Raw genomic sequence first — 11,527 nt, forward strand, 5'->3', positions numbered from 1 at the left:
ACCCGTCATTGATTCAGTTTTGCCTTGGAGCAACATCGTTCAAGCTCATCAACGTTCAGAGAAGGGAGGAATGCGAGGCAAGATTGTCCTGCGATTGGTTGATGGTGGACTCGCAGTGAATTAATTTATCGACCAATCAAGTAGTGTCTCAAATCTGTGGATCGCTCTACCCCCCAGCGACCCCATAGCCCTTCAGCTCCAAGAGATTGCCAAACCATTACCACGATTCGACACAGCTGACGCTACGCGAACGGGATGGGTACTGATCAAGGTCAAAGCGTTTGGTCTCAACCGGTCTGAGATGCTTACACGTCAGGGACACTCTCCTGATGTGCAGTTGCCCCGCGTGTTGGGCATTGAGTGCGTGGGTCTGGTCGAAACCTCCCTTATCTCATCAAATTAGAACATTTGACTAATTCAATATAAACTGCCTCACTTTTATGTCCCCCAATTCTCGCCGTTCTGTAGGTCTGTTTGCCTGTCTAATAGCTCTACCTTTTTCACTGCTGTTCTTGGGTTATACAACACAATCCTCAAAGTCTGTTGAGGTTCACATTACAACATCAACAGGCACTCTCTATGGCACACAGATTATTCCAACGTCTAATGTGCCAGAGCCAGTGGTGCTGATCATTGCGGGTTCAGGTCCGACCGATCGCGATGGAAACAATCCTCTAGCTGGGCAGAACAACAGCCTCAAACTACTAGCTGAAGGGTTAGCTGGTCACGGCATTGCCTCGACACGATACGACAAGCGCGGTATTGGAGAAAGCTCAGCCGCAGGGCCTGAAGAAGTTGATTTGCATTTCGATACCTTAGTTGAAGATGCTGCACTTTGGATTCAGCAATTGCAGGCAGATTCTCGTTTCTCAAGCGTCACCGTGATTGGTCACAGTGAAGGCTCTCTGATTGGAATGCTGGCGACCCAAAAAACTGGAGCAGATGCTTTTGTATCAATAGCCGGACCTGCCCAAACTGCATCACAAGTCATCCGAGATCAACTGCGACCTAGATTGCCGGACGCATTATGGCAACAGAATGAGCAGATTCTTACTGCTCTAGAGCAAGGTAACACAGTGACCTCTGTTCCACCAGAACTCAACATGTTCTACAGATCAAGCGTTCAACCCTACCTCATTTCCTGGTTTCGCTATACCCCTGCTCAAGAGATTAAGCGTCTAACTGTACCTGTTCTAATTGTTCAAGGAACAACTGATATTCAAGTGCCTGTCAGTGAGGCGCAAGCCCTGAAGATGGCTAAGCCGGATGCGGGGCTTAGAATTATTGAGGGGATGAATCACGTCTTAAAAGCTGTTCCATTAGACCCTAAACAGCAAAATGCTTCCTATTCTGAGCCAACGCTGCCAGTTGTGCCTGAACTAGTTGAGGGTATAAGTCAATTTATTGTCTTCACCCAAATTATGGAGTGAAACACTTGCGATTTCTTCGCAAACCCTTCGGGATCATTCGCACCAATTTTCGCGCCTATCTCATCATCAACGCCATTGTGTAGGCTCGTTCATCGCTGGGTTAGTATAGCAACCGCCAAGGCTGTTAGGACGGAACAGCGATTGAAATCGCCGCTCAGAATGCAAAGTCCGCCTACGCGGACTAATTGAAAAAATGTCCTAACGATCTTGGCTATTGCTATAAAAATGATTAAACAAATACCAACGCGCCGAACAGCCTTCTTACCAACTTCTACAATCCTCGATCGAAATATGCTTAACACAACAGAAAACACGATCGCACCAGTCCAATCTGAAATGCCAACAGTGCTGCAACGAATGTCTGATGCCATCAACGCACACGATGTTGACGCGTTCGTGAGCTGCCTCACTCATGATTACCAGGGCGAACAACCGCTGCATCCTGAGATTGCCTTCATCGGAGTAGCCCAAGTCAGGGAGAACTGGACTGGCTTGTTTGCTCAGGTTCCAGATTTACGTGCAACTTTGGTCGCCTCAGCGATCGACGGCGACCTCGCCTGGGCTGAATGGCACTGGCAAGGTACGCACACGTCTGGATCGGCACTAAATTTGCGTGGTGTTTCCGTTGCTGGCTTACGCAACGGAATTATGGCTTGGGCAAGGATATACATGGAGCCGATTCACGATCGGGCAATCCAACTAATTTCACAATAAAAGGTAAATATCATGATGCTTAAAAATAAGGTGGCTTTAGTGACTGGCGGAACATCGGGCATTGGTCGAGCTACCGCGATCGCTTTCGGTGCTGCTGGCGCAAAAGTAGTGTTCTCAGGCAGACGGGATGTAGAAGGAGAAAAAACCGCCAAACTGATTCGTGAAACGGGTGTTGAATGTTTGTATGTCCATTCAGATGTCTCGAACGAGGAAGACATCAAAGCATTAGTGCAAAAGACAGTCGCAACTTACGGAAGGCTAGATTTTGCCTTCAATAACGCTGGGTTTGGTACAGTCCCAAAGCCACTACACGAGCAGTCTATTGAAGACTTTGACAGCACGATGGCGACTAACCTGCGGGGTGTGTTCTTGTGCATGAAATATGAAATTCAGCAGATGCTGACTCAACGGTCAGCCGGAGGAGGCTCCGGCTGCTGCGTTGAGCAAGCTCAAGGAGCAGGAGTCATTATCAACAACTCTTCAGTATGGGGATCGATCGGGGCACCTGGAATGGGTCCTTATACTGCGAGCAAACATGCTGTGATGGGTCTCACTCGTTCTGCTGCGCTCGATTATGCCAAGCAAGGGATTCGGATTAATGCCGTCAATCCTGGCTATATTCGCGGCACAGAACTAGTTACTCCTAAGAGTCTCCAAGAGATGGGTATGACTTTAGAGCAGTTTGATTCGATGTTGTCGTCGAGCGTCCCGATGGGGCGTAGGGGTCAACCTGAAGAAATTGCTGCAACGGTTGTGTTCTTATGTTCTGATGCTGCGAGCTACATCACGGGACAGCCTTTAGTTGTCGATGGTGGAATCACAGTAGGATAAACCGCGATCTGCTCTGGCAGATATCTCTTTGAGACCGCATTCCGAAACAAGTAGTTCATGCCAAAAGTTCAGGCGTTTAAGACAATCCCCTCGAATTTGTAGTGTTCCAGATTTTACACAGAACACAAGGAAAAACCATGAAACGATTTACCCTGTTTACGCTCCTCTATCTAGCGACGGGAATCTGCCTAACCGCGATCGCCCTTCAGTACCCTGACATGATTCCGAACGCTAAGACCAGCCTATTAGCGTCCGCAGGACTTCTATATCTTTGTGCTGTATTTACGACCTTTCCGTTTTGGCATCAATCTGTACAACGGTCTCAAGCGAGACTGCGCGATAAACCCGCTTGGCAACGAAACTTTGTGGCGATCGCACCTTGGCTGGTAATTGCATCAGTGCTCGTTTCAGCGATCGCCGATGTGCTCAATCGCAACTGGGCGATTGAGACACTTGCAAGTGCGGCTTTGGGTCTACCAATCATCTTTCTGAGTGTAGAAAATCTCTTTGTCAGAAACCAAATTAGTCAATAAGCTCATGCACTCAGCTAGGCAATGTACATGGAGTAAGGAGACACTGAAATGACCGATCGGCTTGATGCTTGCATTAATCGCGTTCGGACTAGTGCCGCCTGTGCCGACTGTGCCGTTGACCACCATCCGTGCGGCTGCTAATGTCCATGAGTTAACAGTGGCCGATGTTGAGACTTTTCTCGACGGCATCGTGCCACTCCAACTCGATCGCGAAGATGTGGCAGGCGCGACTGTTGCCGTTGTTGAGGATTGCGATCGAAGTTGGTAGTGCTTTGCTTGACTTTGGTTTTAGCGAACTAAAGCTGGGCAAGATCTCTGGTTCTACAGTGAGCGCGAATACACGGATTGCGAAGTTAGCAGAGTGGAGCGGTGCAGAAGTGGTTGGCATAAGTCCAGCCTCCCATCTAGGTTGGAGCGAGGTAAAGTGGATACTAATCAAAGAGCGGTGGAAACTTCGCAACACAGAGCGATATCTAAACTTAAAGAATTAGTTAATAGTTGGTAGCGTCAGTCAGCTAACAAGAAGGGTGAGATACTGTCCTTATTGGTAAACGATCGGGTTAAAAATTGATATTTTTATCTAGTTTAGATCGAAAGATTAAAACTAAAGATTAACTACCGATCCTTGAGTGTTTGAATTTGGTGAGTCTTGTAAAATGAAGGTATGGAAAGAAAATTGTGTTGACGCACTTCTGCGTTGGCGATCTCCTACGGTAGGCACAGGCAGACGTTTCACAAACGGCGCACTCTAGCTCTGCTCAGTGCGAGTAGCCTACTGTAGGCGATCGACAATTTGTTAAATAGTACGAGCATTTTAATAGCGCGATTTTTAGGTTTTAAGGTAGCTATTTTAATGTCGTCAGAGCCTGCTTGAAAGTCAAATTATTTTACGCTCGAATCACTACAAAGAGCGCGAACTAAATACCGATCGGTCGAATACTGAAAAAGTTTTGATAACACAACTAATCTATCTAGGAATTGCAATCGTTGGCGTAGCCGCGCTTTTGCGGAGGCAAACGCTTCGCGTTAGCGTAGCTTGCGCTTTGCGCTTACGAAGCAGGTAATCGCGCATAGATCGATCGGCGCATCGCTTTCCCCAAGGGAAGGCGATGCCAAGAAATCGCCGATACCTTTCAATCGAATATAGGAAGATAAAAATGACTCAACAAACGATTGACGTAAAACTTCAGTTTTCAGGGCAACAGATCGCCCCCAGTGCTGAAATCCAGCGTCTGGAGCTATTTGTAGGGATGTGGAACACAGAAGGCGAAATTTGCGCCAGCGCGGATGTCTCAGCCGTCAAGGTAGCCTTCGTGGACACCTATGAGTGGATGTCGGGTAAGTTTTTCCTGGTTCATCGTGCGAACGGACACATTGGGAATGAGGAAATTAACACGATCGAATTCATCGGTTACGATGCGTCGAGTCAGACGTACACCTGTCACAGCTTTGATAATCGCGGCAACGCCGACTTATTCCGCGCGAACCTCCGCGACCACACTTGGACGATTGAGGGAAAATCATCGCGGTTCACAGGCGTATTCAACAGCATTGGCAACACTTTGACAGGTCAATGGGAGCAGTCAAGCGATGGCTTGAATTGGCTCCCTTGGATGGATGTGAAATTGACGAAAGTATTTTAAGCGATCGATTACAACGGATGCGGCGATTTTCTCCTCAAGAGCATCGAAGCATCTACCATCAAATATTGGGAAGCTCAACCATGTCACGAAAAGCAACAGTAACAAAATCTCAGACTCTACAGCCACCAACCACCCCCAGTGCCGAACTCCAACTTCTGAATGTATTTGTTGGCAAGTGGCATACACAAGGGCTGTCTTACGGATCGGGACAGTCAAAGGAAAACCCCTACGACTCACCCGTCCGGTGGATTGGGGAGGAAACCTATGAGTGGCTACCAGGCGGGTTTTTTCTCATTCGCTCCTGGAAGGGGCAAATCGGCAACGTAGCGACAAGTGGGATAGAGGTAATCGGCTATGATGCCGCAAGCCAAACCTATCCCTCCCAGATGTTTGACAACTATGGCAGAATCGATCTCGGTCAGCGGATGATCCGTGATGGTGTGTGGTCGCATAGCGAAACAGACTACCGCACCACATATAAGTTTAGCAATGATGGGAATAATATGGCTACCCACTGGGAATGGTTTGAAGAGGATTGGTTTGTCTTGGCCGATCTGGAGGGGACTAAAGTAGTTTAGGCAGCAAGCAGGGATCGCTTAATTTTCTAATTAAATATATGTGGATAAACAATAAAGTCACTTTATTTTGCACGAAGATAGTTATCCTTGTCATATTTTTCAAATGTGAGTAAATCGTGAGTTATTGACAACTTACTCATATTTAACTCAATAAGATTAGTGGCTCAAAGCTTCTTTGAAAGCTAGTTTCACATCTTAAGATAGAGTAATTTTAAGTGCGATTTATTTATAGAATGAATACAAAACTAGCTTTACATTATTCTGTTTTGTTAAGACATTTTTATCTACTCCTTTAGGCAGAGTACTTTACTTATTCGATCGATTAACTTTAATACATGGTCGATTAATTAAGTTCCAAATTTGAGCAATCGACCCAAATATTCCACTTTAAAACTAATCTTATGAAAAAGCTAATTTTACTAGCACTGGTATGTACGGGATTCGCAGTAACCACGCCCCTTACAGCACAGGCACTAGATTCAGACAAAATCGCCCAGTACGAGCGCGACCAATATCGTGATAACCAGTATCCTAACAACCAATATCGCGACTACCAGTATCCTAACAACCAATATCGCGATCGCCAGTTTTCAGTTTATTATCGCAACCGTAACGATCGGCAGTGGACTTTTGAGAGTAACCACTACAATCGTCGCGATGCCCGACGTGCTGCCAATCGACTGGAGCGGCGTGGGTATCAAACCTACGTTCAACTCAGTCGAGAAGTCAATCGTGGGAATCGAGGCTAATATCTGCAATTGAAGGCGTTGGTTTCTATGCAGGCAGAGACTACGCCAACGCCTGACACCAAAATTAGCGATGACAATAATTTTGGGAACTTAAATCGATACCAAATTTGAATTGTTATTCTTTTCCGCTTTAAAGCATTTTTGTCGATGTTATTAGAGAGAGAATTTTATCGGTCTACTCAATTCGATTGAAGGTAAGAACATTTATTTTTGCTACTCAAGCATAATTACCCATGTCAAAACTTATTTCACTAGCGTTGGCGAAGCCTATCGGAACGATAATCGGATTATTAACAGTAATCTCCATTGCCCCTAAATCTGAAGCGATAACTACAAATATTCAACCGTCGTCCTTACAACAACCAGCCGCAAACCTCCACTCCCAAATTATTTTCCGAACTGGCGATAGAGGTTACTCTCGCCGCGAACAATGGCAGTATCGCCGCGACTTGAGGCAACAAAGACGTTGGGAACGTCGCCAATACAACCGTGATGGTCGATATAACTATGGCGATCGATACAACCGTGATGGTCGATACGACCGCAATCGCTAAACCAATTCAATTAAAAAGATGTCCTGACACCATAATTTGAGGCAACCTTTGTTGAGTATTACTCTGAATTTAAAGAAGGGCGTAGATTCTTTGGTAGAGAATCTCCGTCATCCAAAGATCGACAAGCGACTAATGTGGTTGCTAGTGGCAATTCCGATCGTCGGTATCGGTAGCTATGCTGGTTATCATCAATTGGTGACAGTTCCCCAACAACGAGCGCAGAGCAAGATTCAGACAGCCGCAGTCACGCGAGGTAATCTGACAGTTTTGGTATCTGCCAATGGTACTGTGCAACCTGAAAGTTCGGTCAATGTCAGCCCCAAAACCTCCGGTGTTTTGAAACGGCTGCTGGTTAAAGAAGGCGATTTTGTCAAACCAGGGCAGATTGTCGCCTATATGGACAATTCAAACCTTCAAGGGCAATTGCTCCAGGCACGGGGAAACGTTGCCGCCGCTCAGGCGAATTTAAATAAGCTGATCGCGGGGAATCGATCGCAAGATATCGCCGGATCGACAGCGCAGGTAGCTGAAGCTAACGCTAATTTACAAAAGCTGATCGCCGGAAATCGATCGCAAGATATCGCTGGATCGATCGCCAACCTGAATAGCGTCCAAGCCACCTATAGGCAAGCAGCCGAAGATCTGCGCCGCAACCAAGAATTACGATCGCAGGGAGCGATTTCTCAGCAGGCTTTGAGTCTGGCTCGATCGACTAGTGATAGTGCCAAAGCGCAAGTAGAACAAGCCCAGCAAGCCCTAAATCTCCTCAAAGTCGGATCGCGCCCTGAAGATATCGCCCAAGCTAGAAGCGTCCTCAACCAACGCCAACAGGCATTAAACCTCCTCAAAGCTGGCTCTCGTCCCGAAGATATCGCCCAAGCCCGCGCCCAAGTCATGGCGGCTCAGGGTGCAGTCGCGATCGCTCAACGGAATATCGACGACACCACGATCCGCGCCCCCTTCGCGGGGATTATCGCGCGTAAATATGCCGATCCTGGTGCCTTCGTCACCCCGACAACGGCGGGTAGTGCAGTGACTTCGGCTACCTCATCTTCGATTCTGGCTTTAGCATCCACTAATGAAATTGTGGCACAGGTAGCCGAAGCCAGCATTGCTCAAATCCGCATCGGACAAGTTGCGACGATTAAAGTTGATGCTTATTCTGGCAAAACTTTTACGGGCAAGGTGACACAAGTGGCTACTCAGTCATTGGTACAACAAAATGTGACCAGTTTTGAGGTGAAAGTAGCGGTTGCTGACCCCGAAAAACTACTCAGTCAGGGGATGAATGTGACGATCGATTTTAGAGCTGGAGAGCTGAACCAGGTGCTAATCGTGCCGACGGCGGCGATCGTTCAAGAGAAGACAGCGCAGGGTGTATATGTGTCGAAACCAGGCGGCGATCCGGTCTTTACGCCGATCGTGGTGGGGACGACTGTTAATGACAAGACTGAGGTTAAGTCTGGTTTGACTGGGAACGAACGGGTTTTACTCAGTTTTCCACCTGGAACCCGTAAGGTTACTCCGATTACACCTCCTGGGGGTGGGCGTAGACGGTAGATAGCCCCAGCACTCTCAGAAACTACCATTTATGGATACTTGAATTTATGCGTAGATCTAACCCACCCCGCCCTACGGGCACCTCTCCCAAGAGGGGATTTTCCCGCCCAAATTCTAGTTCTATAAAAACAAAGCAGACTGACAAGTCTCTTTTGCGTCCGTCTCGCCGTAGTAAGCGCAAAATTTCGCTGCTGGAAATATTTCTGATGGCAGTGGAAACCCTGTGGAGTAATCGAATCCGCAGTGGATTGACGATGCTGGGGGTAATTATTGGGATATCTTCTGTGATTGCGATTACTTCGATCGGTCAAGGTGTCCAAAAATCCACCGAGTCGAGCATTTCAGCATTGGGTACCAATATTCTTACAGTCTCAGCAGCGTCGGCGCGAACGGGTGGGATCAGTCAGGGGGCTGGTTCTGCTAGTACGCTCACTTGGGAAGATGCTCAGGCGATCGCCAAGCAAGTCCCAGCCGCTACGGCGGTTACAGCATTTCTACAACGCCCGAATATTCAGGTAGTGCGGGGCAATGTCAACATTGCCACAACTGTCATCGGTACGGATTTAAACTATCCAGCGGTGAGAAATGTCCAGCCACAACTGGGGACATTTTTCCGCCAGCAAGATTTGGATATCGCCAAACCAGTCGCGATCCTTGGTTCCAAAGTTCGAGATGACTTGTTCGCAACCTCTGAAAATCCGATCGGGGCTGATATTCGGATTCGGGGCAATCGCTATAGTGTCATGGGTGTAATGGAGACGAAAGGGTCGGTCGGCGCGCAAGATGCCGATGATATTATTTATATACCGCTGACTAATATGTCTGCCGAGATTGTGGGGAATAATTCGCTCACAGGCACGTCTATTAATGGTTTTGTGGTTCAATCCAGCAATGCCGACCAGCTCGAAGCCGCACAATTTCAGGTGACGAATGTCCTCCGACTGCGCCATAATATTCGCCCGCCCAAGGAAGATGATTTTCGCGTCACCAATCAAGCGGATTTGATTAAAACTTTCACTGATATTACGGGGTCGTTGACGCTGATGGTTGGTGCGATCGCCGGAATTTCGCTCGTTGTTGGCGGGATTGGCATCGCGAATATTATGCTAGTTTCAGTGATGGAACGGACGCGGGAAATCGGCTTGAGAAAAGCGGTGGGTGCAACTAGCGGCGCGATCCTCAACCAATTTCTGATGGAATCGATCGTCATTTCGAGTATTGGCGGTGGAATTGGGATCGGATTGGGTATCGCCCTCGCTTTCGCTACCGCTACGATCTTCAAATTTCCGTTTGTGGTGTCGCTATTGTCAGTGGTGGTGGGTTTTGTCCTTTCGCTGATTGTTGGGGTACTGGCGGGCGGTATTCCTGCTCGTAATGCGGCAAAACTAGACCCGATCTTGGCACTACGTGGGGATTAAATAATTATGGCAGTGCAGCACAGCGATTGAAATCGCCGCTAGTGCTGCAAAACCCGCCTACGCGGGTTAGAAATCTCAGTCCGCGAAGGCGGACTTCGCAACATGAGCCACGATTTCAATCGTTGGCATCTTATAACTATGGCAAGCATGATTTCGCTCGAAGATATTACTAAAACCTATCACTTGGAATCGTTGGCGAAGCCTCTCGGAACGAGAATCGCCGTGCTTTAGTAAATCATCCTGCGCTAGTGCTGGCTGATGAACCGACTGGCGCGTTAGATTCCACCACTTCTGAGGAGATTATGAATCTGCTGACAGATTTAAATCAACAAGGTACGACGATCGCGTTGGCGTAGCCTCTCAGAATGAGAATCGTCACTCATGATGCCAATGTTGCCGCTAGAACAAAGCGGATCATTCGGATGGTGGATGGGGTCATTGTCGAGCAGGATAAATAATCACAAAATCTGGATAATTTGTAATTTAAAACTTATAATTTAATCTCCAAGTATTTGTTTATTTTTAATAAAACAAGTAATAACATCTCAGTTAAGTTGGTTGCTACAACCTGTCAAATATATTTATTTTTAGCATAACTTTTTAATTTTAGACTTTCTGTATACATTGACTCGATTAGTAGCTAAAAAATCGCTATTCTGGGAGATGAAACTTCTCGATCGCTACTGATAGAATATAATAAAATACATATCTAAATTTTTGTTGTGCAATTTAAAAAACTTGCGATCGCTTTACCACTAGTTTTAGTTAGTCTGCTAGCTCAAGAAGTCAATGCTCAGGTCAAGCAAAATCGCTTGCGAAATACATTGACAGGATCGGGATATTGTTTAGATATCATCAATGATGGGGATAATAACAAACTGACTATGGCTAGATGTGCTAACGTTTCTGGACAACGTTGGAGCTTGACAGCTAGTGAGACAAATCCTCAAGCTTATCGGTTGCAGACTCCACTTACAGGCACTGATAACTGTTTAGCGACAATCGATGATGGCAATAATAATCGACTAACGATCGCTCAATGTAGCAATGCTCCTGGGCAACTTTGGAGCATTACACCTAGCAATGCGAATCCTGGTTATTCTGGCTATTCTAGTTTACGAAATGAGCTTACTGGCGCGGATAAGTGTTTAAAAATTATCAATGACGGTCGAAATAATAAACTGACGATGGCTACATGTAGTAATGTCGCGGGACAAAGTTGGAGAATTACACAAACTCCTTAATTAGTGCGTTATTATAGCCTCTTCTGAGCGAGAATAATTATATTGCCATAACATGGGATTTTGACGAGCTTTCCTCACAAGTTCCTCATCTTGTTTTGATATCATCAGAAGTAGTAAATTTTCTGATGATTCACGAGGATACAACTCATGAAATGGCAACAATTAATTCTGGCTGTTATAGCTACTATTTGCCTGATTTTTGCTGGAAATGCGCTAGCACAGACTGACATTAATATTAACAATACCAATCTGATTCGCTTTGGTGGCAGTGTC

The 11,527-nt window shown here is 46.6% G+C and carries 14 protein-coding genes and 1 pseudogene; all 15 read left to right on the forward strand.

Annotated features, from left to right (window positions below):
- Positions 1-7: 7 nt before the first annotated feature.
- The 15 genes and pseudogenes from ACEW9I_RS19045 to ACEW9I_RS19115 all read left to right on the forward strand — a co-directional run bounded on the left by ACEW9I_RS19045 (position 8) and on the right by ACEW9I_RS19115 (position 11,254).
- Positions 8-124: a hypothetical protein gene (locus ACEW9I_RS19045; protein ID WP_373541920.1), complete on the forward strand. Its 117-nt coding sequence runs from the start codon at positions 8-10 to the stop codon at positions 122-124.
- A 138-nt stretch (positions 125-262) separates the two neighbouring features.
- Positions 263-403, forward strand: coding sequence for an alcohol dehydrogenase catalytic domain-containing protein (locus ACEW9I_RS19050; RefSeq protein ID WP_373541921.1), 141 nt, complete (start codon positions 263-265; stop codon positions 401-403).
- 37 nt (positions 404-440) lie between these two features.
- A complete protein-coding gene (locus ACEW9I_RS19055) occupies positions 441-1,430 on the forward strand; it encodes an alpha/beta hydrolase (RefSeq protein WP_373541908.1) in 990 nt (329 codons plus the stop codon).
- A gap of 291 nt (positions 1,431-1,721) precedes the next feature.
- Positions 1,722-2,144 (forward strand): nuclear transport factor 2 family protein, encoded by a 423-nt coding sequence (locus tag ACEW9I_RS19060; protein ID WP_373541909.1) that lies wholly within the window; start codon positions 1,722-1,724, stop codon positions 2,142-2,144.
- A 12-nt stretch (positions 2,145-2,156) separates the two neighbouring features.
- A complete protein-coding gene (locus ACEW9I_RS19065; RefSeq protein WP_373541910.1) occupies positions 2,157-2,975 on the forward strand; it encodes a glucose 1-dehydrogenase in 819 nt (272 codons plus the stop codon).
- A gap of 137 nt (positions 2,976-3,112) precedes the next feature.
- Positions 3,113-3,508, forward strand: a complete 396-nt coding sequence (locus ACEW9I_RS19070; protein WP_373541911.1) for a hypothetical protein — start codon at positions 3,113-3,115, stop codon at positions 3,506-3,508.
- A 64-nt stretch (positions 3,509-3,572) separates the two neighbouring features.
- The gene (locus ACEW9I_RS19075) at positions 3,573-3,776 is read left to right on the forward strand and encodes a hypothetical protein (RefSeq protein WP_373541912.1); all 204 of its coding nucleotides are present in this window, start codon (positions 3,573-3,575) and stop codon (positions 3,774-3,776) included.
- 889 nt (positions 3,777-4,665) lie between these two features.
- A complete protein-coding gene (locus ACEW9I_RS19080) occupies positions 4,666-5,151 on the forward strand; it encodes a DUF1579 family protein (RefSeq protein WP_373541913.1) in 486 nt (161 codons plus the stop codon).
- Between the two features lie 80 nt (positions 5,152-5,231).
- Positions 5,232-5,729 carry a DUF1579 family protein gene (locus tag ACEW9I_RS19085; RefSeq protein ID WP_373541914.1) on the forward strand — a complete coding sequence of 166 codons (498 nt, stop codon included), beginning with the start codon at positions 5,232-5,234 and terminating at the stop codon, positions 5,727-5,729.
- Between the two features lie 401 nt (positions 5,730-6,130).
- Positions 6,131-6,478 (forward strand): hypothetical protein, encoded by a 348-nt coding sequence (locus ACEW9I_RS19090; protein ID WP_373541915.1) that lies wholly within the window; start codon positions 6,131-6,133, stop codon positions 6,476-6,478.
- A 233-nt stretch (positions 6,479-6,711) separates the two neighbouring features.
- On the forward strand, positions 6,712-7,032 hold the full coding sequence (locus ACEW9I_RS19095) for a hypothetical protein (RefSeq protein WP_373541916.1): 321 nt from the start codon (positions 6,712-6,714) through the stop codon (positions 7,030-7,032).
- A 48-nt stretch (positions 7,033-7,080) separates the two neighbouring features.
- A complete protein-coding gene (locus ACEW9I_RS19100; protein ID WP_373541917.1) occupies positions 7,081-8,592 on the forward strand; it encodes an efflux RND transporter periplasmic adaptor subunit in 1,512 nt (503 codons plus the stop codon).
- Between the two features lie 206 nt (positions 8,593-8,798).
- On the forward strand, positions 8,799-10,010 hold the full coding sequence (locus tag ACEW9I_RS19105) for an ABC transporter permease (protein ID WP_373541918.1): 1,212 nt from the start codon (positions 8,799-8,801) through the stop codon (positions 10,008-10,010).
- A gap of 194 nt (positions 10,011-10,204) precedes the next feature.
- Positions 10,205-10,468: pseudogene (locus ACEW9I_RS19110) on the forward strand (macrolide ABC transporter ATP-binding protein); the annotation flags it as partial.
- 264 nt (positions 10,469-10,732) lie between these two features.
- The gene (locus tag ACEW9I_RS19115) at positions 10,733-11,254 is read left to right on the forward strand and encodes an RICIN domain-containing protein (RefSeq protein WP_373541919.1); all 522 of its coding nucleotides are present in this window, start codon (positions 10,733-10,735) and stop codon (positions 11,252-11,254) included.
- The last annotated feature ends 273 nt before the right edge of the window (positions 11,255-11,527 follow it).

The sequence above is a fragment of the Chamaesiphon sp. genome, assembly GCF_041738855.1.
Taxonomy (GTDB): Bacteria; Cyanobacteriota; Cyanobacteriia; order Cyanobacteriales; family Chamaesiphonaceae; genus Chamaesiphon.